The following is a 22,897-nucleotide window of genomic DNA, read 5'->3' as shown; positions in this document are numbered from 1 at the left end:
GCCGAGTGACCTTCTACCGATGCTTCTCGCAAACTCGCTTTCATTCCTTCTGGACGACGCCGCGCATATTGGCGACGGTGGGCGACTTCTATTGCAGCTCTCAACGCATTTGATGGAAGACGGCTTGCCGATCATCGCCGGCGCGCTGGCGCAGGACGCTCCCGACCCGATCATTTCACGCCGCATCTGGCTCTGGCGAGCGCCTGGGGGTGAAGTGGTCGAGGCTTTGGGGATAGGCGCCGACCGCCAGAATGCCGATCCCCGGCTCGTGCTGCGGGAGTGGCTTGGCACGACGCGGGCGATCGTGTTCGACGAGCGAGCGGGCGGTGTCGCACCGACTTTGGTGTGGGCGTTCGATCATACTCCAGATGAGGCGCAGTCAGAGCTGCTGCGGCAAATCTCCCGGTTTGCTGCGGCTCCGATGACCGCACTCGCAGAACGGTCCGCGAAACGCGCATTGCTCGAAGCATATTTGGGAAAGCGCAGTGCAGCACATGTGCTCAACGGTCATTCTCGTCGAGTAAAGGGAGAGACGATACGGGCTGCGCTTCTGTGCGCGGACCTTCGAGGTTTCACCGATCTATCCGAGGTTCATGATGCAGACGAGATCGTTTGGTACTTGATGCCTGGTTCGATTGCGTCGCCGGCGCGGTGCACGCATTTGGTGGTGAGGTTCTCAAGTTTATAGGTGATGGCGTCCTCGCGATTTTCCCGATTGGCGAGCGCGATGCAAATGCCGCATGTGACGCTGCGGTACGCGCCGTGAAGGCCACGCGCGCCGGGATAGATCATCTCAACCAAACTCGGCGCCGCAATGGCGGCCCTGAGCTCGGATATGGCATTGGTCTGCATGTCGGCGAGATACTCTGGGGGAATATCGGCACTGCCGGCAGGTTGGACTTCACCGCGATCGGCAAGGCTGTAAATCTTGTCAGCCGCATCGAAGGGCTGTGCAAGCCGTTGGGACGGACGGTGCTCGCGTCGACAGTGTTCGAGGCAGAAACTACCGAGCCGATGATCGCCATGGGCAGTCATCCGCTCGGAGGAATAGCAGGCGCGCAAACACTTTTCGGCTTGCCGGAATAGATCGAATGATTGAGCGCGCCGTGGATGTGTCGTTCGCAGCATATCTTGGTATCGTGCGAAGCCATGACTGAGAGAAATTCGAACGGCAAAGAAGCTACAATACTGCAACTGGAGTATGGCGCGTTTAGAGCCCAGCCATGCGCGTCGCGCGCAGCTTCGCTGGCCGGTGCTAAGGGCCGAGTATTCCCGGCATCCACCCTTCGAGGGAGAGGCGCCTTCGCCGAGCTCGCCAAAACGATCCGCCGCCGGCAGCTGTAGCTCAGGTCGGCTCCAGGCAGTGCCGACCAGCGTGATGGACGCCTTGCGATTGTAGTTTCTGTCTCTGGCTCCTCCCCGCGTGGCATCGACTGCCCTCCGCTGCGCCAGGAGCGGCAATGAGCCAAACCCGCCGCGACCCAAGGCGATGGATCGGATTGATGGTTTGCCGAGAGCTTGGAGAGACTTGGTACGCCCAAGGGGAATCGAACCCCTGTTCCCGCCGTGAGAGGGCGGTGTCCTGACCGCTAGACGATGGGCGCGTTCAAGAACCGGCGATATAGGCTGACGGCTGGCAAAAAGCAACTAGGCTTAAGGCAGCCTGTCACGCCGGTGAAATATCCGCTGCAAGCCTAGCGTTTTGACTCGATCAGGTCCCAGAGATTGCCATAGAGATCAGCGAAAACCGCCACAGTGCCATAGGTCTCGTGCCGGGGCGCCTCACGGAATTCGACGCCCTTTTCGAGCATCAGCGCATGGTCACGGGCAAAATCGTCGGTTTCGAGGAACAAAAAGACTCGCCCGCCGGTCTGGTTGCCGACGGCGTGCCTTTGCGCATCGCCGGACGCCTCGGCGAGAAGCAGCCGCTCGCCCTGCCCGTTGCCCGGCGTGATCGTGACCCAGCGTTTGCCGCCGCCAAGATCGACATCTTCGGTGAGGACAAAGCCCAGCCGGTCGACATACCACGAGATCGCCTCGTCATAATTTGCGACGATAAGCGCGACGGTGGCAATGCTGCGGTGTTCGGCAAAACCGGTCATTTGTTCCTGATCGAAAAACGGCCGATGATGCGGCGCTCGGTGATGTCATAGACGAAGATGGCGCGGCTGCCGTCGGCCAGCTCGGCGTCGATCGAGAGGTGATTGCCGGAGAGCGATTGACTGATCACCCTGGCGCCGACCGGCAGCACGATGTCGCCGTTGACTGGCTCGCCTGCCGGCACCTGGATGTCGCTGCTCAGCGGAGGGCTGACAGGCGGCGCGTTGCGCGCTTTGTAGACAAGCGCCGCGATCACCACCATAAGGGCGAGGAACAGCAGGCCGAGATTTATGGCGACGAAGCGGACGAGCTTCCTCCGCACCTTTTCGACCTCGGGGTCGAGCGGCTTTTCCTCGTCTTCGTCGGCAAGCGGCCGGGCCATGGCAGCAGATTCCGGAACTGTTTTCGATGAGCGCTCATAACGAAGAGGCCAGACAATTAATAGGGGCCGGACCGATCGTGCTGGAGGCGGGCGCCGATGCGGCCGGCCAGCGGCTCGACCAATGGCTTGCGGCCAGGCTCGGCCCCGACATGTCGCGCAGCCGCGTGCAGATGCTGATAAGGCAGGGCGCGGTCAGGATCGGCGGCAGGCAGGTCGACGAGACGAAGCGCAAGATGGCACAAGGTGACAGCGTGTCGGTCGATATGCCGGAGCCGGAACCGGCGGAGCCGCAAGGCGAAGAAATTGCGCTGGACGTCCTCTACGAGGACAGCGCGCTGATCGTCATCAACAAACCGGCCGGGCTGGTCGTGCATCCCGGCGCCGGCAACTGGACCGGCACGCTGGTCAACGCGCTGATCCATCATTGCGGCGACAGCCTGTCGGGCATCGGCGGGGTGAGACGGCCGGGCATCGTCCATCGCCTCGATAAGGAGACCAGCGGCGTCATGGTCGTCGCCAAGACCGATCGCGCCCACAAGGCGTTGTCGGAGGCCTTTGCCGACCACGGCCTGACCGGCGATCTCGAGCGGGCCTATCTGGCGTTGGTCTGGGGCATACCGGCGAGGCCGACCGGGACGGTCGACGCGCCGCTCGGCCGCGCCGCCGACCGGGTACGCCGCGCCGTGGTACCGCAAGGCCGCGACGATGCCCGCCATGCCATAACGCATTTCACCGTCGTCGAGCGCTTTGGCGAGCAGCAGCAGGAATTCGCCACGGCGAGCTTGGTCGAATGCCGGTTGGAAACCGGCCGCACCCACCAGATACGCGTCCACATGGCTCATATCGGCCATCCGGTGATTGGCGATCCCGAATACGGCCAGGCTTTCCGCACCAAGGCCAATCGGTTGCCCGAGCCGCTAAGGAGCAAGGTAAAGGCGTTTCCGCGACAAGCTTTGCACGCCCGCCTCCTTGCATTTCGGCATCCGGATACCCATTTAACGATGAGGTTCGAAGCACCGATACCGTGGGACATGGAGGAACTCGTCGACGGCTTCCGCAAGCTCTGAACCAACCACCCGAAAACCTGACCGGCGTTGTTCACTTCAACGTGACACACTGTTTCGTGTTGAACAAATGCCTGTCTTTCTGGTTTTGTTCCTATATATGTCGGTTGGCGCGAATGTGCCTTTGGCATTCGCGCCACATGCCCGCCGCGTTTCGGGGGCATCACTCCAATAGAGAGGGGGCGCTATCATGGCCCAGTCATTACCCAGTATCGTTTCCGGCGAAGGCGGTCTCAGCCGCTACCTGGAAGAAATCCGCCGCTTTCCGATGCTTCAGCCGCAGGAAGAGTACATGCTCGCCAAGCGCTACGCCGAGCATGAGGACACCACGGCTGCGCACAAGCTCGTCACCAGCCACCTTCGGCTCGTCGCCAAGATCGCCATGGGCTATCGCGGCTATGGGCTGCCGATCGGCGAGGTGATCTCGGAAGGCAATGTCGGCCTGATGCAGGCCGTCAAGAAATTCGAACCGGAGCGCGGCTTCCGTCTCGCCACCTATGCGATGTGGTGGATCAAGGCCTCGATCCAGGAATACATCCTGCGCTCGTGGAGCCTGGTCAAGATGGGCACCACCGCCAACCAGAAGCGCCTGTTCTTCAACCTGCGCAAGGTGAAGGGCAAGATCCAGGCGCTCGACGAAGGCGATTTGAAGCCCGATCAGATCACCGAGATCGCCACCCGGCTGAACGTCTCGGAAGCGGAAGTCGTGTCGATGAACCGCCGTCTGTCGGGCGACGCCTCGCTCAATGCGCCCATCCGGGCCAGCGAAGGCGAATCCGGCGAATGGCAGGACTGGCTGGTCGACGACCACGAAAGCCAGGAAGAGATGCTGATTGAGCAGGACGAGCTGGAAAACCGGCGCGGCATGCTGTCCGGCGCTCTTGCTGTGCTCAACGACCGCGAACGCCGCATCTTCGAGGCGCGCCGCCTCGCCGATGAGCCGTTGACGCTGGAAGAGCTGTCGGCCGAGTTCGATATCAGCCGCGAGCGCGTGCGCCAGATCGAGGTGCGCGCCTTCGAGAAGGTGCAGGACGCGGTCAAGGCCGCAGCCAAGCGCCAGATGCAGGCGCTGCGCACCATCGAGGCGCAGCCGGCGGCATAAGGCGTTCCAAGAGAAACAAATAACGGCGGCGTCAGGTAACTGGCGCCGCCGTTTTGTTCTAGCGCGCCGCGTTCGACCGGCCTTGTGCGACGCGCTTTAGTTTCTTGTTTTAGGCATGTCGATATCGCAAAACCGCTGCACACTTTTGCGCGACATGCATCAGCGGTTGCCGGTTCCGCGGCGCCTTCGCGGATGTCCTATGCGCCGCCATAACTGCTCAGTAGCCTTGCCATGGCGTGTGCAGACGATCTCATTGATAGCGGCATTATCGCAATTTTCCCCAAGCCCTGGAAACCGCAACGCTGCAAGCTGTGGCGACAATGTTCCGGCGCCGACCGCGGCATTCCACAACCCGGCGCTTGCGGCAGGCGGGTGCGACAACGGTCCGCCGGGGCTGCGCCGGGCAGTTGAGCTCGTCTATTGAAAACGAAAGGCAGTATGACGATGACGATTTCTGCGTTTCTGACCGCTCTCGTATCCGAAGGTCCGCCAGCCGACCGAGCGAAAGACATGGCCCTGTATGGATGGCTAATTGGAAGCTGGGAAATGGACTCGGTCCACTACCTCGACGACGGCACAATCCAAAAATGGGATGGCGAATGCCATTTTGGCTGGGTGCTCGAAGGCCGCGCGATTCAGGACGTTTGGATCAGGCCCAAGCGCCCTGCGCCGTCGACGATGTATGGCACGACCTTGCGCATCTTCGACCCTGGGATCGATGGCTGGCACATCATATGGAACGACCCGCTCAACCGGGATCACTCGCGCCAGATCGGCCGGGCCGAGGGTAAGGACATTGTCCAGCTCGGCAATGACTCGCGCGGTCTGAAAACTCGATGGCGTTTCACTGAGATCGCTGCCAACAGCTTCCATTGGATCGGCGAGGAGAGATCTTCCGAGAGCGATCCTTGGCAAATCACGTATGAACATTTGGCCCGCCGAACAAAACCCTGACGCAGGACTGGCTGGCATCCGCGCCGCTCCTCATTCGGCTGCCGCACCTTATCCTCGTAAGTTACCTATCGGAGGCACACATCGCAAAAATCGAATCAGGATCAATAACTTGGATGACCATCTCGGAACGATGAGGGCGGCGCCGAGTTTGAATGGCATTGTAGTGCCAGCGACCCATCTCCTCACAGGCAATCGAGCGGAAATTTCAGATAGCGCCGCCCGTTGGATTCCGGTTCCGGCAGGCGTCCGCCATTCATATTGACCTGCAGCGCGTGCAGGATCAGCCGCGGCATCGGCAACGTCCTGTCGCGGGCTTGGCGGAGCGCGACGAAGTCGGCTTCCGTCTTGCAGCCGGCAACATGGATGTTGCCGGCTTTCTGCTCCGCGACCGTGCTTTCCCAGCGCGCTTCGCGGTCACCCGGCTGGTAGTCGTGACCGACGAACAGACGTGTCTCGTCCGGCAGTGCCAGAATATCCTGGATCGAGTGCCAGAGCCGCTCGGCGCTGCCGCCGGGAAAGTCTGTCCTTGCGGTGCCGCTGTCCGGCATGAACAGCGTGTCGTGGATGAAGGCGGCGTCGCCGATGACGTAAGTTATCGAGGCCAGTGTGTGGCCCGGCGAAAACAGCACTCTTGCCGGAAGGCCGCCGACCGAAAAAGTTGCGCTGTCGGCGAACAGCCTGTCCCATTGCGAACCGTCGGCGGGGAATTCCGGCCAGTTGTAGATCACCTTCCACAATTTCTGGACGTCGATGACCTTTTCGCCGATTGCCGTCGGCGCTCCGGTTCTCCCCCTCAGATAATGGGCGGCGGAGAAATGATCGGCATGCGGATGCGTGTCGAGGATCCACTCGACCTCCAGCCCGCTTTCCCTGACGAAGTCGAGCAGGGCGTCGGCGTTTTTCGTTGCCGTTGCACCGGACCTTTCGTCGAAGTCGAGCACCGGATCGATGATGGCGCATTTGCGGGTCGCCATGTCGGCGACCACATACTGGACGGACCCGCTCGGCTTGTCATAGAAGCCGGTGACCTGCGACCTGGCCGATAATGCGTCCAATCCCAGCCTCCTTCGCCCCTCACCACGGCAGGAAGGATTTTCTCTGCCACGGCAAATTAAAGGCATGGTTGTCCGTCAACCAGGCATCGTCAAGCACCCCATGCTCACACGGCCAGGAAAACCAAAAATTCTCTGTGCCGCCTCTGCCTGCTCAGGCAGAAGGCTGCTTGGTTTTCCTGAGATATGGCAGGATCGTCTCATAGGCGCCGAAGCGCTTGATGGCATCCTCATTCGAGACGGCAGCGGTGATGATGACGTCCTCGCCCTGCTTCCAGTTCGCCGGCGTCGCCACCTGGTGCTTGGCGGTCAGCTGCATGGAATCGATGGCGCGCAGGATTTCGTCGAAGTTGCGGCCGGTCGTCATCGGATAGGTGAGAACCAGCTTGATCTTCTTGTCGGGCCCGATGACGTAGACCGAACGCACCGTGGCATTGTCCGCGGGCGTGCGGCCTTCCGAGCTCTCGCCGGCACCCGCCGGCAGCATCTCGTAGAGCTTGGCGACCTTGAGATCCTTATCGCCGATCAGCGGGTAGTTCACCGAATGACCGGTCGCGGTCTTGATATCGTTCTGCCATTTTCCGTGGCTTTCGACGGGATCGACCGAGATGCCGATGATCTTGACGTTACGCTTCCTGAACTCGCCTTCGAGCCCGGCCATCGTGCCGAGTTCGGTCGTGCAAACCGGCGTAAAGTTCTTCGGATGGCTGAACAATACCGCCCAGCCGTCGCCGATCCATTCATGGAAGCTGATCGGTCCTTGCGTGGTCTCAGCGGTGAAGTCCGGTGCGATGTCGTTGATACGAAGGCTCATGGCGTGTCCCTACCTTGTGAGTGCAGATCGCAGCCGGCGTTGACCGGCGCTGCTTTTGCCTTTCTACCACTCCGGCGTCATCCTTCAAACGGCTGTTGCGCCGGCATCAAGGCCGGCGGCGAAATATTTTCATTGCTTCTCGGCAAATGCAGCAGGAATCTTCGCTGCGCTGGCTCAGGCCTTGTTCACTGCCAGCGTCGTCGCCAGGTCTTCCATGCGCTGGGCCAGCGCGCCAAGCGCCCCGGTCAGCACGGAATCGTTCTTGTCGGCCTTGGTCAGTGCATCGTCGCGCGTCTTGCGCAGCGTCAGCACTTCGCTTTCCATGCCCTTGACCCGCTTTTGCAGTTCTGAAAGCTCGTCCATGACCATGATGCCGGCCATCACGGTCAGCCGCTGGTCGCCGATCTCGCCAAAAGAATCCTTCAGATGCGAGACATAGCGGTCGAAGCGCTCGGCAAGATCGATCAGATGCTCTTCCTGGCCCTCGTCGCAGGCCATCCGATACTGCTTGCCGTCGATGGAAACCGTGACTTGTGCCATTGGCCTACCTGTCCAGTACCGCGCGGATGGTTTCCATAGCTGTAACCAGCCTTCGCGACACTTCCTTGTTGGCATCTTCCAGCCGTTCGGCGCGGGCCTCGGAATTGTCGAGCTCCTGCGCCAGCCGCGAGCGGTCGGCGTTCATCCGCTGCACTTCGGCCTCGGCTTCCGAATAGTCCCGCTCGTGCTCGAGCTTGGCCGCGACGGCGTTTTCCAGCCCTTCGATGGCCTTACCCAGCCTGGCAATGACTTCCTTGAGGGTCGTTTCCCCGGTCATGGCTTTCGTCCTGCGCCCTGCCCATCACCGAATCATCCACGTTCAGAACGCGTTATCCCTGAAACATTACGCGCCGTGTGAACCGCCCGTCAATAAAGCTGTCGCGACTGTCCCCTACTAACACTAATGTAAGTGCTGCATGGCCATCACAAGACCGGCAAAAGCACACCGATTTGTTGACTAAAAGGCCGCGCCTGCTATGTGTCGCGCACCCTTTTCAAGGGCTCTCCCAAGGCCCAAACCCCCATTTTGGAGGAAGCATGACCTCGCGCGAACAACATGACCGGATGGCCAATGCGATCCGTTTTCTCGCCATGGACGCCGTCGAGAAGGCAAATTCCGGCCACCCCGGGCTGCCCATGGGCTGCGCCGACATCGCCACGGTGCTGTTCACCCGCTTTCTCAAATACGATCCGAAGAACCCGCATTGGCCGGACCGCGACCGCTTTATCCTGTCGGCCGGCCACGGCTCGATGCTGCTTTACTCGCTGCTCTATCTGACCGGCTACGAAGACATCACCATCGACCAGATCAAGCAGTTCCGCCAATTGGGGTCGAGGACGGCGGGCCACCCGGAATACGGCCATGCCGCCGGCATCGAGACGACGACCGGCCCACTCGGCCAAGGCCTTGCCAACTCGGTCGGCTTCGCGCTCGGCGAGCGCATCATGAATGCCGCTTTCGGCAACGACCTCGTCGACCACTACACCTATGTGCTGGCCGGTGACGGCTGCCTGATGGAAGGCGTATCCCAGGAAGCCATTGCGCTTGCCGGACATCTGAAGCTGAACAAGCTGATCGTCTTCTGGGACAACAACAACATCTCGATCGACGGCCCAGTGTCGCTGGCCGACAACACCGATCAGGTCGCCCGCTTCCAGGCGTCCGGCTGGAACGCCAGCCATATCGACGGCCAGGACCCGGAAGCGATCGCCTATGCCATCGAGGCGGCCCGCCACTCCGACAAGCCGACGATGATCGCCTGCAAGACGACGATCGGCTTCGGCGCGCCGACCAAGGCAGGCACCAACAAGGCGCATGGCTCGCCGCTCGGCGCCGAGGAAATCGCTGGCGCCAGAAAATTCTTCGGCTGGGATTATCCGCCGTTCGAGGTTCCGGCCGATATCCTTGACGCATGGCGTACCGCCGGGCGGACCGGCGTCAAGGCGCGCACCGACTGGGAAAGCCGCCTTGCCAAGGCCGACGCCCAATTGCGCGCAGAGTTTGAACGTCGCATCAGCGGCACGTTGCCGGCCAACTTCGACGCTGTCATTGGCGATTACAAGAAGAAGCTCGCGGCCGACCAGCCGAAGGTCGCCACCCGTAAGTCATCGGAAATGGCGCTGGAGGTCATCAACGGCGCCGTGCCCGAAACCATCGGCGGCTCGGCCGATTTGACCGGCTCCAACAACACCAAGACCAGCCAGACCAAGAACATCACTGCCGACGATTACGGCCAGCGCTACGTCCATTACGGCGTTCGCGAGCACGGCATGGCGGCCGCGCTCAACGGGCTGACATTGCATGGCGGCATTATCGCCTATGGCGGCACCTTCATGTGCTTTTCCGATTATGCCCGTCCGGCGATGCGGCTTGCTTCGCTGATGGGCATCCGCTCGATCTTCGTCATGACCCATGATTCCATCGGCCTTGGCGAAGACGGCCCGACCCATCAGCCAGTCGAACATCTGGCAGCACTTCGCGCCATTCCAAACCACAATGTCTTCCGCCCGGCTGACGCGGTGGAAACCGCGGAATGCTGGCAGTTGGCCATTGAATCGGAAAAGACGCCTTCGACATTGGCGCTGACCCGGCAGAACCTGCCGACGGTACGCAACGACTTCGTTGCGGAAAACCTCTCCAGCCGCGGTGCCTATGAACTTGCCGCCGCCAGTGGCGAGGCGGCTGTGACGATCTTCGCTTCGGGCTCCGAGGTGGAGATCGCGCTGGCCGCCCGCGAGGCCTTGGAAAAGCACGGCCACGCGACCCGCGTCGTCTCGGTGCCGTGCTTCGAATTGTTCGACAAGCAGAGCGCCGACTATCGCAGCAGGACGATCGGCAATGCGCCGCTCAAGATTGCCATCGAAGCCGGCATCCGTCAGGGCTGGGATCACTTCATCGGAACCGACGGCATCTTTGTCGGCATGACCGGCTTCGGTGCCTCCGGCACCATCGAACAGCTCTACCCGCATTTCGGCATCACGGCCGAAGCAACGGTGAAGGCGGCGGAAGCCCGTCTGCACGGCAAATGAAAGTGAGCCCCGCCCGGCAAAGGCTGGCATAGCGGTTTTGCCGGGCGGCGGGGCACTAATCGATTTAAATCCAAGCCTCGGCGGCTGGATTCTTTGCCCGTCCGCCGTTATGAAGCTGCGGACTTGATCTTCGGCCTCCAACTCCCAGGGAGAGAACAATGACCGTCAGAGTTGCCATCAACGGATTCGGCCGCATCGGCCGCAACATCCTGCGCGCCATCCATGAATCCGGCCGCAAGGATATCGACGTCGTCGCGGTCAACGATCTCGGCCCGGTCGAGACCAACGCGCATCTGCTGCGCTTCGACAGCGTGCATGGCCGCTTTCCGCACGAGGTGACGGTTGACGGCGACCAGATCATCGTCGGCAAGGAAAAATTCAAAGTCACCGCGATCAAGGATCCGACGCAACTGCCGTGGAAGGAGCTCGGCATCGACATCGCGCTCGAATGCACCGGTATCTTCACCGCCCGCGACAAGGCCGTCGCCCATCTGACCGCCGGTGCCAAGCGCGTTCTCGTCTCCGCTCCGGCAGAGGGCGCCGATCTCACCGTCGTCTATGGCATCAACCACGACAAGCTGACCAAGGACCACATCGTCATCTCGAACGCCTCCTGCACCACCAACTGCCTGGCGCCGCTGGCGGCCGTGCTGAATGAGGCGGTCGGCATCGAGAAGGGCATGATGACGACGATCCATTCCTACACCGGCGACCAGCCGACGCTGGACACCATGCACAAGGACCTCTACCGCGCCCGCGCCGCCGCGCTGTCGCAGATTCCGACCTCGACCGGTGCTGCCAAGGCCATCGGCCTGGTACTGCCCGAGCTCAAGGGCAAGCTCGACGGCATCTCCATCCGCGTGCCGACCCCGAACGTCTCGCTCGTCGATTTCAAGTTCATCGCCAAGCGGCCGACCACCGTCCAGGAAATCAACGACGCGGTGATCACTGCCTCGAACGGCAAGCTGAAGGGCATCCTCGCCATTACCCGTCACCCCAATGTTTCGATCGACTTCAACCACGATCCGCATTCCTCGATCGTGGCGCTCGACCAGACCAAGGTCATGGACGGCAACTTCGTTTCGGTGCTGTCGTGGTACGACAATGAGTGGGGCTTCTCCAACCGCATGGGCGATACCGCCGTCGCCTTCGGCAAGACCATCGCCTGATCGCAGAACCATCTTCTCGACCTGGAAGACGCCCGGCTCAGTCCGGGCGTTTTTCGTTGCAGCACCAACCGCCGAGGCACGCTCCGCCGCTCGGGGATGCCAAAACTTTCGACGATCGGCAGCGTGGGGCAAAAAGCCACGCTGCTGCCTTGCAGCGGCCATGTCTTCGCCCCACTCTCCCGTGATGCCGGAGCATATCGACTAGGGGCGACCAACGAATGGAGCATGGTATCTATCTGGTGACGCTCGTTGGCGCAGCTCTTGTCGTTGCCGCCGCGTTTTCGAGCCTGATCGCCTTCCGTTTCGGCGCCCCTCTCCTGCTGCTGTTTCTCTGCATCGGCCTCGCCACCGGAACCGACGGTCTCGGCATCCATTTCGACAATGCTCGAGTTGCTTATTTTGCCGGCTCATTGGCGCTGGCGGTCATCCTTTTCGATTCCGGCTTCGGCACGCCGCTCAACGCCTTGCGGCAGGCGGCCGGGCCGGCGCTGTCGCTGGCGACCTTCGGTGTCCTTTTGACCACCGGCCTGTTCGGCGCCGCCGCCTATTATCTGCTCGACCTGACCTGGCTGGAATCCTTCCTGCTCGGTGCCGCCGTCGCCTCGACCGACGCCGCGGCGGTGTTCTTCCTGCTGCGCGCCGGCGAGATCAATTTGCGCGAGCGCGTGCGGTCGACGCTCGAGGTGGAATCCGGCACCAATGACCCGATCGCCATCTTCCTGACCATCACGCTGGTCGAGGTCATCGCCGCCAACACCCACCCCGAGGCCAAGGTGCTGGTCACCGATCTTGCCGTCGGCTTCCTTGTCAACATGGGGCTCGGCGCGGTCATCGGCATTCTCGGCGGCATGGCCATCGTGCGCCTTGTCGATCGCCTCAATCTCGATCACGGCCTGCTGCCGATCTTCGTGCTGACGCTGTCGCTGATGGTGTTCGCTGCCGCCGGCGCCGTCGGCGGCTCCGGCTTCCTGGCGGTCTATCTCGCAGGCCTGATTGCCGGCAATTCCGATATCCGGGCCGTCACCATCCTCAAGCGCTTCCAGGACGGCATGTCGTGGCTGGCGCAGATCATCATGTTCCTGATCCTCGGCCTGTTCGCGACGCCTTCGCAATTTCCGGCGATCCTGGTGCCGGCAGTGCTGCTCGGCCTGTTCCTGATATTTGTGGCACGGCCAATCGCGGTCTGGCTGTGCCTGGTGCCATTTCGGCTGCCACGCCCGGAAGTCGCCTTCGTCTCATGGGTCGGCCTGCGTGGCGCCGTGTCGATCCTGCTTGCCATCACGCCGCTGCTCGGCGGCCTTGAGAACGGCCGCCTCATCTTCAACACCGCCTTCATCATCGTGCTGGTCTCGCTGATCATCCAGGGATGGACCGTCGGCCCGCTGGCGCGCCGCCTCGGCCTTATCGTGCCGGCCCGCCTGGGACCGCTCGACAAGGTCGAATTGGAGCTGCCGGGCTCCGCCCATCATGAGCTTCTCGCCTACCGCGTGGCACCCGGCAGCCCGGTGGCGCGCGGCGAACGCATTCCGCGCTGGGCGCGGCCGTCGCTTGTGTTGCGCGACGGACGCTCGATGCGCTTCCAGGACATGGGCCGGCTGGCGGCCGGCGACCATGTCTACATCTTCGTGCCAGACCGCTATCCGCGCCTGCTCGACAAACTGTTCGCCAGCCGTGCCGTGGTCGATCCCGAGGATGCGGACTTCTTCGGCGCCTTCGCCGTCGATCCGTCACGCTCCGCCGAGGAACTGGAGACCGCCTATGCGCCGGGCCTGACCGAAGCGGAACGCAAGCTCAGCATTGGCGACCTGGTCACTACGCGGCTCGGCGGCCACGCCGAATACGCTGACCGCGTGCTGCTCGGTCCGATCGAGCTGATCGTCCGCGACGTCGACGACAAGGGCAGGATCACCGGCCTTGGCCTGTCCTTTGAGCCGACCGCGCCGGTGGCGCGCGTTCCGGTATTCCTCAGCGCCGGTGAAATCCGCGACCGCATCGCCGCGTTCATCCGCAACCGGCGTAAGCCGGCTGAAGCGCAGGCTGTCGAGGCGGCGGCCGAGATGGAACCGGTCCCGCAGCCCGTGGTGGAAAAGACAGCTGGCGAAGGCTGACCGCTGTCCACCCGAGCCGCGGAACCCTGCCGCGAGGCTGAAGAATGGCTCGGCAACTGGCGTGGCGGGCCCATGTGGTCCGACATCGCCGGAAAGGATCCCGATCGGTCGGCTGCGAGGGCATCCGGCCTATCAGTCGCCAATTCTCCGGCGCGCCATAGGGGCGCTTTAATTGTTGCGGGCCGCGACGAACTCCGCCGCTTGTTTCAGAAGCGCGGCTTGTTCGCCAAAAGGCTCGAGCAGCGCATGAGCCTGGTCGACGAGGCCATGGAGCTGGTCCCGCGCCCAGCCCGGTCCGTGCAGCGCGACCAGCGTCGCCTTGCCGGCCGCGGCATCCTTGCCGGTCGCCTTGCCCATCTGATGCGCGTCGGCGGTCAGGTCGAGCAGATCGTCGGCAAGTTGAAAAGCAAGCCCGATCGCCGAACCAAATTCGGCCAGCCTTTCGCGGTCGCCCGACGGCGCGCCGGCAAGGATGGCTCCCGCTTCGCAGGCAAAGCGGATCAGCGCACCGGTTTTCATCGCCTGAAGCCGGATGATGCCGGCCTCGTCCGGCCGGCCTTGTTCGGCCTCGAGATCGAGCATCTGGCCGCCGACCATGCTTCCCGCCCCGGCGGCGCGGGCCAGTGCCAGCACCAGCGCTGCCCTGCGCTCGGCCGGCAGCATTGTCGCCTCGTCGGCAAGGATGTCGAAGGCAAGCGTCAGCAAGGCGTCGCCCGCAAGAATGGCAGTCGCCTCATCGAAAGCCCTGTGTACGGTCGGCTGGCCGCGGCGCAAATCGTCGTCGTCCATGGCCGGCAGATCGTCATGGATGAGCGAATAGCAGTGCACGCATTCGAGCGCCGCCGCGACGCGCAGCGCTGCCTCGCCGTCGGCTGAAAACAGTGCAGCACTTTCCATGACCAGGAAGGGACGCAGTCGTTTGCCGCCGTTCAGCACGCCATGTCGCATGGCCGCCATCAGGCGTTCGGGCCGCGCGACCTCGCCTGAAAGCGTCCGTCCGTCGAGCAACCGCCTCAGCAGCGCCTCGAGCGGAACTGCCCGGGCAATAAGTGCAGCTTCGAACGCCATTTGGTCGTCTTTCGTCATGGTCGGGAGCGGTAGCCGACACTCAGACGTTGCGCAAGAAGCCAAGCGCCATTATGCCGGGGGGCAGGGAGTAGCGCGGACTGGGTGGCTTGGCGGAACCGATCGTCGATCACGAAACCGAAGGGTTGGACATGGCGAGACCGAGACGCGGCAGCCGCATCGGTCTTCAACGCTGGGTCCGGCGCGGCATCGCCGTCGCCGTCGTGCTGGCGCTGGTGCCGGTGGTGCTGACCTTCCTATACCTGCCGTCATTCGTGCATCCCGTGTCGACATTGATGCTGAAGGACCTGGCGACGTTTTCCGGCTACGATCGGCGCTGGGTTTCCATCGACGATGTCGCGCCGGTGCTGGCATATTCGGTCATCATGTCGGAGGATGGGCAGTTCTGTTTCCATCGCGGCGTCGATCTGGGCGAGTTGCGCGGCGTCGTCGACGATGCGCTCGCCGGCGAGATGACGCGTGGCGCCTCGACCATCACCATGCAGACGGTAAAGAACCTTTATCTATGGTCGCGGCCGTTGGGCTCGGTCCGTAAGGTCGTCGAACTGCCGCTGGCCGTCTATTTCGATGCGGTGCTGTCGAAACGGCGGATCATGGAGATCTACCTCAACATCGCCGAATGGGGACCGGGCATCTACGGCATCGAGGCCGCCGCCCAGCATCATTTCGGCGTCTCGGCAAAACAGCTGTCGCGCCGGCAGGCAGCGCTGCTTGCCGTCACCTTGCCGAACCCGATCGTGCGCAATCCGGCGAAGCCCGGGCCGGGACTGAGGCGGCTTGCCGCGTTGATCGAACGGCGCGCAGGCCGCGCCGGCGCCTATGTCGGTTGCCTGCGATAGTGTCAAAAAAAAACACGGCGACGCTGGCCAAAACGCCATCGGGCGTGTATAGGCAGCCGACTTTCTCAGATTCCGGCCCCTGATGTGGCCCTTTCACGAGGGCCGCCGGGGCGTTTTGACCATGTAGTGGAGCATATCCATGGCCGTTCCGAAACGAAAAACCTCTCCGTCGAAGCGCGGCATGCGCCGTTCTGCCGACGCACTGAAGGCCCCGACCTATGTCGAGGACAAGAACTCCGGCGAGATGCGCCGTCCGCACCATATCGACCTGAAGACCGGCATGTATCGCGGTCGCCAGGTTCTGGAGCCGAAGGAAAGCTGAGAGAGCTCTCGACGGTTTATGGGTTGCGAAACGACCGGCCATTGGCCGGTCTTTTTGCGTTTGCGACAACTGATCGTATCAGCCGGGCCTGGCATTGTTGTTTCACGCCGTCTTTGTCCGTGTTTGCTGGCCACACGAAAATTCTTGACGGCGAACGCCGGGCGCACTCTACAAAGATCAGTCCAACCGGAGCCGCCACATGTTCGGTGCCATCCCGCTGCTGATCGTGCCTTTCATCCTCTACAATCTCGGGCTTCTGGGAATATTCGGCAGCGGCGACGATCCGTGGGCGACCGAAATGTTTTCGGTCCGGATGATGTCGGGTGGGGTGTTCTCGATGACCCTCGGCGATCTCATCGTGCTGATTGCACTGATCTTCTTGTTCGTCGAAGTGGTGAAATCGACGCGCACGACAAATGCCTCGATCATGGACCACCTTTTGTCGACCTTCGTCTTTGTGGCCTATCTGGTTGAGTTCCTGCTGGTGAAGGGCGCCGCCCATTCCGTTTTCTTCACACTGATGGTCATAGCGCTGATCGACGTGCTGGCCGGCTTTTCGGTGTCGATGCGGTCGGCCAGCCGCGACATCAACATGAATTAATGATCCCGGCTCAGCCCCGGTCGGCGCTAAAGCCAGCCGCCTCGATGCCGGCGATGGCTGCCGTTTCGTCATTGTCGGACGTGTCGCCAGAAATGCCGACGGCGCCGATGATCGTGCCGGCCTCGTCGCGGATCAGCACGCCGCCGACGACCGGCAGGACGCGCCCGCCCGACACGTCGGAGATGCCGGCGATCAGATGCGGGCGCTCCTTGGCGAAAGCTTCGACCCGGCGCGAGCCCATGCCGATAGCGAGCGCGCCATAGGCCTTGCCGGCCGACATTTGCGGACGCAGGAACGAGGCGCCGTCCTGACGCTGGAACGCGACCAGATGGGCGCCGGCGTCGAGCACCGAGACGCCAAGCGGCCTGAGCTTGAGCTCGGCACCCTTGGCAAAGGCGGCGGCGATGATTTCAAGGGCTTTGTCGAGCGTCAGTGCGGTCATGGCGGTCTCCTAAACGCGCCAGTTATCAACCGGCAGAAAGATCCCAGTGAACTGTTTGGCGTGCGAAATGAAGTATGCGTCTGGGCGCGCCGGCTTATTTTTTCTTGGCGCGAGGCTTCTTCACCGGGGCCGGAGGCGCATTGGCCAGGTCTTCCGCTTCCTTGGCGAGGCGCAGCGCCCGCAGCTTGTTGGTCTTGGCCTGGCGAGCGTCGCTCTCGGCGACATATTCCGCCATCGCCTTCTGGCGAACCGTGGCTGCCTCTTCCTGTTTCTTGAAACGCAAATCGGCCCGCGCACGGGCAGTGTCCTTAGAGTTCTCGACCAAGAGCGTTATCCAATCCCGTGAATTATCTTCAGTCCCTTGATAGCAGAGCCAGCCCGCAATTGGGAAAATAAGTTGGTCATCGCACCGGATCGCAGCCGATGCCCCGCGCGTTGCGGGCGATCACCGCATCGTATCCGGCCTGCAAAGTCGCGCGGACGGTGGGCTCGAATGGGGCAGGAGACGCACCCAGATGCTCGTGGCGCAATTCGTTCATGAACTTATCCCACATCGGCGGGCCGCCCTTTTCCAGAAGTTCGGCACGGATAGAGAGCTCTTCGCTGACCGGCAGCCAGACGCGGCCCCAGGCGCCGAGATGCGCCAGGATCGGCACCAGCGTGATCGCCATTTCGGTCAGACTGTAGATCGCCTTCTGCTTGTGGGAGGGATCATCCGCCTTGGTCAGCATGCCGAGCCCCATCAGCCGCTTCAGCCGGTCGGCGAGGATGTTGGAGGCGATGCCCTCCATCGAGCCGTTGAGCAGTTCGCGAAAGTGGCGTCTGCCGCCGAAGATGATGTCGCGAAGGATGATCAGGCTCCACCGGTCGCCGAACACTTCGAGCGACAGGTTGATGGGGCATCCGGACCGACGATCGATGTTCATGCGAATCTCCAAAAACCGGTTGCATTATCGTATCGGTTTTAATATCGTGCAACTGATTGCAAATTGCAATCGGATTGGAAGCCCAAGGAGGAAGGCCATGAGAAACGCCGAACACCCCGAAATCGTATCCCAGACCTTCGGCGATCCGGCCCATCCGGCGGTATTGTTGATCATGGGCGCCATGGCTTCCATGCTCTGGTGGCCGGAAGCGTTTTGCCGGAAGCTGGCCGGCGAGGGTCGCTTCGTGATCCGCTATGACAATCGCGATACCGGCCGTTCGACCAAATACGCGCCGGGCGAGCCGCCTTATACATTCGACGACATGGTGGACGATGCCATCCACGTCCTTGACGACCACGGAATCCGAACGGCGCATGTGGTCGGCATGTCGATGGGCGGCATGATCGCGCAGCTCGTTGCGTTGAAATATCCGTCGCGTGTCACTTCGCTGACGGTGATCAGCAGCTCGCCCCTGGGCATCGACACATCGCATCTGCCCGGAACCACCGAGGCCTATAGGAAACATTCGGCCGAAGGCGCCAAGGTCGACTGGGCGGACCGGGGCCAAGTGGTCGATTTCATCGTCAAGGACGCGCATGCGCTCACCGGTGCCGCGCACTCTTTCGACGAGCAGCGAACGCGGGCTTTCGTCGAACAGGATTATGACCGGTCCGGCGGTTTTCTAAGTGCGACCAATCATTTCATGCTCAAGAGTGGCGAAGATGGGAGCGGCGAAGACTGGACGGGTCGGCTGCGCGACATGAAAACCCCGCTCCTCGTTATCCACGGCACCGACGATCCCATCTTTCCAGTCGAGCATGGCGCCGCTCTTGCCGACGCGGTCGCCGGTGCAAGGCTGCTCCGGATCGAGGGCGGCGGCCACGAGCTGCATCCCGACGACTGGGCCGCGATCATCGATGCCATCGTCACCCACAGCCAGGCCAAATAGGGCCGAGCGTGACCCCGACACCGAATTTCCGCGAGACGAACCCCCTAAGGAACGACAAACAATGTCCCTTACTATGCATCTTCATCCACTGGCCTCCTTCTGCTGGAAGCCGCTGATCGCGCTCTATGAGAACGGCACGCCATTCACATCAGTCGTTGTCGATCTCGGCAATGAACAGTCGCGCGCGGCGTTCCTGAAATTGTGGCCGCTCGGCAAGATGCCGGTACTGCGTGATGAAGCGCTGGACCGGACCGTACCGGAATCGACGATCGTCATCGAATATCTCAACGCGTATTATCCTGGGCCGGTCGAACTGATCCCCGCCGATCTCGATCTCGCTCGCCAGGCCCGGCTCGCCGACCGCTTCTATGACTTCTACGTCCAGGAACCGATGCAGAAGATCGTCGGCGACCGGCTGCGGCCGGAGGGCAAGACCGATCCGTTCGGCGTCGAGCAGGCCCGCGCCCAGCTGCGCAGCTCCTACACCATCATCGAACGGGACATGCCGTCGAGGACATGGGCGGTGGGTGCGAGCTTCACCATGGCCGACTGCGCTGCCGCCCCCGCGCTGTTCTACGCCAACAAGGTCGAGCCGTTCGGAGACGAATATCCTGCGGTTAGGCGCTATCACGACCGGTTGCTGCAACGCCCCTCGGTTGCCCGTGTGATCGAGGAAGCGCAGCCTTATTTCAAGCTCTTCCCCTACAACAATGGCTAGAGTAGTCCATCGTTTCACGGAAACGCCGAACGCTCTATCTCTTTGTTTTTGCGCAATTCCGGACGGAAAACCGTTTCACACTTTTCCGGGAATTGCTCTAGGCCCGAAGCTGCACAGTTGCCGACGCGCTGATGACGCCCCTCAGCTTCCGGGTGAGCCGAGCTGCTCCGCGTCCCAGAACTGGTCGAGCCAGATGTTGAGCTTCAGGAAGCCGGCATTGCTGACCGTATAGACGCGCCTGGTGCCTTCCGGCTTGGCGTTGACCAGCCCGGCATCAAGCAGCACCTTCAGGTGCTGCGAAACGGCCGGGCGGGACACCGGCAAGCCGGATGCCAATTCGTTGACGGTCTTCGGTCCGCGCCGGAGCTCTTCCAAGAGATGGCGCCGGTTGGGATCGGCAATCGCCATGAAGGCGTCGGAAAGCATCATGCCTTATTTGTGGGACAAAGCGCCTCGAATCTCAACTGTCGGTTTCAGCTTTTCTGCGCGGGTCGAGCCGCAACGCTTCCGGCGTCACCGAGCGATCGGCCGGCTGGGTCTTGAAGGCATCGCGGCCTTCGATCGGCACCGGCGCACGACGGCTGATCCGCAGCAGCGTATAGCCGGCCAGGCTGAGATGCGCGAGCGCAGTAGCCAGGAACAGCCCCTCGGGGCGCATCCAGCCCATCAGGCCGGCGGCCACCAGCGGACCGATCATCGTGCCGAAGCCATAAAGCAGCAGCAGGCCGCCCGACACTTTGACGAAGTCCTCCGATCGGGCATGGTCGTTGGCATGCGCCACCGCGATCGAATAGAGCGTGTAGGCAAAGGCGCCGTAGGCGGCGGTGCAGACGATGACGAAGACGCCGGAGCGCGGTTCGAACAGGAAGATGGCGATGGCAAACAGCGCAGCGCCGAAAGCCGCACCCGCCAGCACGAAACGACGGTCCGTTGTGTCGGAGAGCCGTCCGGCCGGAAGCTGCATGGCGGCGCCGGCAATGACCACGAGGCTCATCATCAGCGCGATCTCGGCTGTCGAGATGCCGATGCGAGCGCCATAGACGGCACCAAGTGTACCCCAGGCGCCGTTGGCGATGCCGATCAGCACGCAGGCGATCGCCGAGACCGGCGAATTGATGTAGAGCCCTTTGACGTCGAGCGACACGTCCTGCAGCGGCTTGGGGTGCGACGCCGTCGAGACCGCCGTCGGGATCAGCGACAGGCAGAACAGAATGCCGGTGATCATGAACAGCGACGCCGATTTCACATCGCCGCCGGCAACGATCATCTGACCGCCCATGATCGAGGCATAGGTGACCATCATGTAGAGGCCGAAGACGGTGCCGCGGTTTTCGTTGGTGGCCTTCTCGTTCAGCCAGCTTTCGATGACCATGAAGGCGCCGGCCATGGTGAAGCCGGTGAAGGCGCGCAGCAGGATCCAGGTATATTCGTCGATGATCAGGCCGGTGAGCAATGCGACGATCGCTCCCGATGCGGCAAAGGCACCGAAAGCCCTGACATGACCGGCGCGGCGCACGATGCGTGGCGCAAAGAAGCAGCCGGTGACGAAGCCGCCAGCCCAAGCCGTGCCCATCAGGCCGAGCGATGCCGTCGAGAAGCCCTCCACCTGACCGCGCAGCGGCAACAGCAGCCCATGCAGCCCAGATGCCGCCAACAGGAACGCGGTGCCGCGCAGCAGCGAGAGGATCGGTCTGTAGCTTGCGAACATTTTTCAATCCGGCTGGGGGGTTGGGGCACAAGTCTGGAGACAGCGGCATTCGGGCTTTTCGGCGGCGTGCCCGAGCTTTTGGAATTACCCGCAGTACTATCCGCGGCGAAACAGCGCCTCTGCCGCCGACTTGGTGGAGCCCTTGGTCTTGAGCTCGGCTTCCAGCCGGGCAATCTCGTCGCGCAGGATGCCGATCCGCTCGGACAATTCATCGACGGAAAGCAGCGACAGATCCTGCCCGATCTCGTGCGGGCGCGCTTTCTTCTTGGGTTCGTCGTCGAAGATCGCCATCGTCGCTCCTCCGTGATTGCCCATTTGCCTGATTTGCCAATGAGCATACATAGGGCAAGGGTATGGATGCAAATGGCCGGTAAGAGCTGGCACGAGAAACCGGCGAAGCACGACGGGAAAATTCATGGCGAACGCACAGAAAATTCCGGCAAAGATGATGGCGATCGCCATATCGGAACCGGGCGGGCCGCGGGTGCTGAAACCGGAAACCCGCGACGTACCGGTTCCCGGTCCCGGCGAGATCCTGATCCGGGTGCGGGCCGCCGGCGTCAACCGGCCGGACGTGCAGCAGCGCAAGGGCGCCTATCCGCCACCGCCGGGAGCATCGGATCTGCCGGGCCTGGAAGCGGCAGGCGAAGTCGCTGCCCTTGGTGACGAGATATCGCGCTGGCGCGTCGGCGACCGGGTCTGTGCGCTGACGGCGGGCGGCGGCTATGCCGAATATGTCAGAGTGCACGCCGGCAGCGTGCTGCCGCTGCCCGCCGGCTTTACCTACACCGAAGCGGCGGCGCTCCCGGAAAACTACTTCACTGTTTGGCACAATGTCTTCGAGCGCGGCAGCCTGAAGAGCGGCGAGACGCTGCTCGTGCATGGCGGCTCGTCGGGTATCGGCACCACGGCGATCCAGCTTGCTGCCGCTTTCGGCGCCTATGTCATCACCACCGCCGGCAGCAAGGAGAAATGCGAAGCCTGCCTGAAGCTCGGCGCCGACCGGGCGATCAATTATCGCGAGGAGGATTTCGTCGCGGCGGTCAAGGAGGCGACCGAGGGCCGCGGCGCCAACGTGATCCTCGACATGGTCGGCGGCGACTATGTGGCGCGCAACTACGAGGCTGCGGCGCTGGAAGGCCGCATCGTTCAGATCGCCACGCAGGGCGGGGCGGTTGCCAGCGCCGATTTCTCGAAACTCATGGTCAAGCGGCTCGTCCACACCGGCTCGACGCTCAGGCCGCGCACGGTCGAATTCAAGGCGGCAATCGCCGCAGCACTCGAGGCGCAGGTGTGGCCGTTGCTCGGCAGCCGCAAGGTGGCGCCCGTCATGGATATGATCTTCCCGCTCAAGGAGGCCTGGCGGGCGCATGAGCGGATGGAAGACGGCGAACATATCGGCAAGATCGTGCTCGACGTCGGCTAGGAACGTATCGTCCGAGACGCACGCCCCAACAAGCTGAATGAAAGCTTAATGCTGCAATGCAACAAT

General features: G+C 62.4%; 25 protein-coding genes, 1 tRNA gene and 1 pseudogene. 13 read left to right on the top strand and 14 right to left on the bottom strand.

The features are described from left to right. The first annotated feature begins 19 nt into the window (after positions 1–19). Positions 20–1,086: pseudogene (locus NKH13_RS01390) on the top strand (adenylate/guanylate cyclase domain-containing protein). A gap of 443 nt (positions 1,087–1,529) precedes the next feature. Here the strand turns inward: NKH13_RS01390 and NKH13_RS01385 are convergent. The 3 genes from NKH13_RS01385 to NKH13_RS01375 all read right to left on the bottom strand — a co-directional run bounded on the left by NKH13_RS01385 (position 1,530) and on the right by NKH13_RS01375 (position 2,482). Next, positions 1,530–1,604, bottom strand: a tRNA-Glu gene (locus NKH13_RS01385). Positions 1,605–1,694: 90 nt separating this feature from the next. Continuing rightward, positions 1,695–2,102 carry a VOC family protein gene (locus tag NKH13_RS01380; RefSeq protein WP_352910038.1) on the bottom strand — a complete coding sequence of 136 codons (408 nt, stop codon included), beginning with the start codon at positions 2,100–2,102 and terminating at the stop codon, positions 1,695–1,697. Further along, complete coding sequence (locus NKH13_RS01375; protein ID WP_352910035.1) at positions 2,099–2,482, bottom strand: fimbrial protein; 384 nt, start codon at positions 2,480–2,482, stop codon at positions 2,099–2,101. The genes NKH13_RS01380 and NKH13_RS01375 overlap by 4 nt, the downstream gene beginning before the upstream one ends. A gap of 26 nt (positions 2,483–2,508) precedes the next feature. On the opposite strand from NKH13_RS01375, the gene NKH13_RS01370 reads away from it, so the two are divergent. From NKH13_RS01370 to NKH13_RS01360, 3 genes are all read left to right on the top strand, one after another. Continuing rightward, a complete protein-coding gene (locus NKH13_RS01370; protein WP_352910033.1) occupies positions 2,509–3,549 on the top strand; it encodes an RluA family pseudouridine synthase in 1,041 nt (346 codons plus the stop codon). 187 nt (positions 3,550–3,736) lie between these two features. Beyond that, a complete protein-coding gene (gene rpoH / locus NKH13_RS01365; protein ID WP_023720954.1) occupies positions 3,737–4,648 on the top strand; it encodes an RNA polymerase sigma factor RpoH in 912 nt (303 codons plus the stop codon). A 438-nt stretch (positions 4,649–5,086) separates the two neighbouring features. Next, positions 5,087–5,602 (top strand): hypothetical protein, encoded by a 516-nt coding sequence (locus NKH13_RS01360; RefSeq protein ID WP_352910031.1) that lies wholly within the window; start codon positions 5,087–5,089, stop codon positions 5,600–5,602. 182 nt (positions 5,603–5,784) lie between these two features. Here NKH13_RS01360 and NKH13_RS01355 read toward each other — a convergent pair whose 3' ends face one another. From NKH13_RS01355 to NKH13_RS01340, 4 genes are all read right to left on the bottom strand, one after another. After that, positions 5,785–6,657, bottom strand: a complete 873-nt coding sequence (locus NKH13_RS01355) for an MBL fold metallo-hydrolase (protein WP_352714310.1) — start codon at positions 6,655–6,657, stop codon at positions 5,785–5,787. A 151-nt stretch (positions 6,658–6,808) separates the two neighbouring features. Beyond that, positions 6,809–7,468, bottom strand: coding sequence for a peroxiredoxin (locus NKH13_RS01350; RefSeq protein ID WP_023720958.1), 660 nt, complete (start codon positions 7,466–7,468; stop codon positions 6,809–6,811). Between the two features lie 174 nt (positions 7,469–7,642). Beyond that, positions 7,643–8,008: a cell division protein ZapA gene (locus NKH13_RS01345; RefSeq protein WP_254816554.1), complete on the bottom strand. Its 366-nt coding sequence runs from the start codon at positions 8,006–8,008 to the stop codon at positions 7,643–7,645. 4 nt (positions 8,009–8,012) lie between these two features. Then, positions 8,013–8,285: a DUF4164 domain-containing protein gene (locus tag NKH13_RS01340; protein WP_006200774.1), complete on the bottom strand. Its 273-nt coding sequence runs from the start codon at positions 8,283–8,285 to the stop codon at positions 8,013–8,015. Positions 8,286–8,545: 260 nt separating this feature from the next. Here NKH13_RS01340 and tkt point away from each other — a divergent pair, with 260 nt between their 5' ends. From tkt to NKH13_RS01325, 3 genes are all read left to right on the top strand, one after another. Further along, entirely contained in the window at positions 8,546–10,537 is a 1,992-nt protein-coding gene (gene tkt / locus NKH13_RS01335; protein ID WP_352910028.1) for a transketolase, read from the top strand. A 158-nt stretch (positions 10,538–10,695) separates the two neighbouring features. Continuing rightward, positions 10,696–11,706, top strand: coding sequence for a type I glyceraldehyde-3-phosphate dehydrogenase (gene gap / locus NKH13_RS01330; RefSeq protein ID WP_352910026.1), 1,011 nt, complete (start codon positions 10,696–10,698; stop codon positions 11,704–11,706). 218 nt (positions 11,707–11,924) lie between these two features. Further along, complete coding sequence (locus NKH13_RS01325; RefSeq protein ID WP_352910024.1) at positions 11,925–13,814, top strand: potassium/proton antiporter; 1,890 nt, start codon at positions 11,925–11,927, stop codon at positions 13,812–13,814. A 168-nt stretch (positions 13,815–13,982) separates the two neighbouring features. Here NKH13_RS01325 and NKH13_RS01320 read toward each other — a convergent pair whose 3' ends face one another. Continuing rightward, positions 13,983–14,900, bottom strand: coding sequence for a polyprenyl synthetase family protein (locus tag NKH13_RS01320; RefSeq protein ID WP_352910021.1), 918 nt, complete (start codon positions 14,898–14,900; stop codon positions 13,983–13,985). 80 nt (positions 14,901–14,980) lie between these two features. On the opposite strand from NKH13_RS01320, the gene NKH13_RS01315 reads away from it, so the two are divergent. The 3 genes from NKH13_RS01315 to NKH13_RS01305 all read left to right on the top strand — a co-directional run bounded on the left by NKH13_RS01315 (position 14,981) and on the right by NKH13_RS01305 (position 16,662). Then, on the top strand, positions 14,981–15,739 hold the full coding sequence (locus tag NKH13_RS01315) for a biosynthetic peptidoglycan transglycosylase (protein WP_352540340.1): 759 nt from the start codon (positions 14,981–14,983) through the stop codon (positions 15,737–15,739). A gap of 139 nt (positions 15,740–15,878) precedes the next feature. Then, the gene (gene rpmF, locus NKH13_RS01310) at positions 15,879–16,061 is read left to right on the top strand and encodes a 50S ribosomal protein L32 (RefSeq protein ID WP_006203806.1); all 183 of its coding nucleotides are present in this window, start codon (positions 15,879–15,881) and stop codon (positions 16,059–16,061) included. Between the two features lie 199 nt (positions 16,062–16,260). After that, positions 16,261–16,662, top strand: a complete 402-nt coding sequence (locus NKH13_RS01305) for a hypothetical protein (RefSeq protein WP_023720966.1) — start codon at positions 16,261–16,263, stop codon at positions 16,660–16,662. Between the two features lie 10 nt (positions 16,663–16,672). Here the strand turns inward: NKH13_RS01305 and NKH13_RS01300 are convergent, their stop codons facing one another. The 3 genes from NKH13_RS01300 to NKH13_RS01290 form a co-directional block, all read right to left on the bottom strand. Further along, on the bottom strand, positions 16,673–17,104 hold the full coding sequence (locus tag NKH13_RS01300; RefSeq protein WP_352910018.1) for a GlcG/HbpS family heme-binding protein: 432 nt from the start codon (positions 17,102–17,104) through the stop codon (positions 16,673–16,675). 94 nt (positions 17,105–17,198) lie between these two features. Further along, positions 17,199–17,429 carry a hypothetical protein gene (locus tag NKH13_RS01295; protein ID WP_023678501.1) on the bottom strand — a complete coding sequence of 77 codons (231 nt, stop codon included), beginning with the start codon at positions 17,427–17,429 and terminating at the stop codon, positions 17,199–17,201. Between the two features lie 76 nt (positions 17,430–17,505). Continuing rightward, the gene (locus NKH13_RS01290; protein ID WP_352910016.1) at positions 17,506–18,030 is read right to left on the bottom strand and encodes a winged helix-turn-helix transcriptional regulator; all 525 of its coding nucleotides are present in this window, start codon (positions 18,028–18,030) and stop codon (positions 17,506–17,508) included. Positions 18,031–18,127: 97 nt separating this feature from the next. On the opposite strand from NKH13_RS01290, the gene NKH13_RS01285 reads away from it, so the two are divergent. Then, a complete protein-coding gene (locus tag NKH13_RS01285; protein ID WP_352714325.1) occupies positions 18,128–18,979 on the top strand; it encodes an alpha/beta fold hydrolase in 852 nt (283 codons plus the stop codon). A 61-nt stretch (positions 18,980–19,040) separates the two neighbouring features. Further along, positions 19,041–19,697 (top strand): glutathione S-transferase family protein, encoded by a 657-nt coding sequence (locus NKH13_RS01280; protein ID WP_352714327.1) that lies wholly within the window; start codon positions 19,041–19,043, stop codon positions 19,695–19,697. A 141-nt stretch (positions 19,698–19,838) separates the two neighbouring features. Here the strand turns inward: NKH13_RS01280 and NKH13_RS01275 are convergent, their stop codons facing one another. From NKH13_RS01275 to NKH13_RS01265, 3 genes are all read right to left on the bottom strand, one after another. Next, entirely contained in the window at positions 19,839–20,126 is a 288-nt protein-coding gene (locus tag NKH13_RS01275; RefSeq protein ID WP_023678497.1) for an ArsR/SmtB family transcription factor, read from the bottom strand. Between the two features lie 31 nt (positions 20,127–20,157). After that, the gene (locus NKH13_RS01270; RefSeq protein WP_352910014.1) at positions 20,158–21,405 is read right to left on the bottom strand and encodes an MFS transporter; all 1,248 of its coding nucleotides are present in this window, start codon (positions 21,403–21,405) and stop codon (positions 20,158–20,160) included. A gap of 96 nt (positions 21,406–21,501) precedes the next feature. Then, positions 21,502–21,696: a DUF1192 domain-containing protein gene (locus NKH13_RS01265; protein WP_023678495.1), complete on the bottom strand. Its 195-nt coding sequence runs from the start codon at positions 21,694–21,696 to the stop codon at positions 21,502–21,504. A 124-nt stretch (positions 21,697–21,820) separates the two neighbouring features. Between NKH13_RS01265 and NKH13_RS01260 the strand changes: the two genes are divergently transcribed. After that, entirely contained in the window at positions 21,821–22,831 is a 1,011-nt protein-coding gene (locus tag NKH13_RS01260) for an NAD(P)H-quinone oxidoreductase (protein WP_352910012.1), read from the top strand. The last annotated feature ends 66 nt before the right edge of the window (positions 22,832–22,897 follow it).

This window comes from Mesorhizobium sp. M1348, assembly GCF_040317925.1.
Lineage (GTDB): Bacteria > Pseudomonadota > Alphaproteobacteria > Rhizobiales > Rhizobiaceae > Mesorhizobium.
This window is presented reverse-complemented; position numbering and strand designations above follow the sequence as displayed.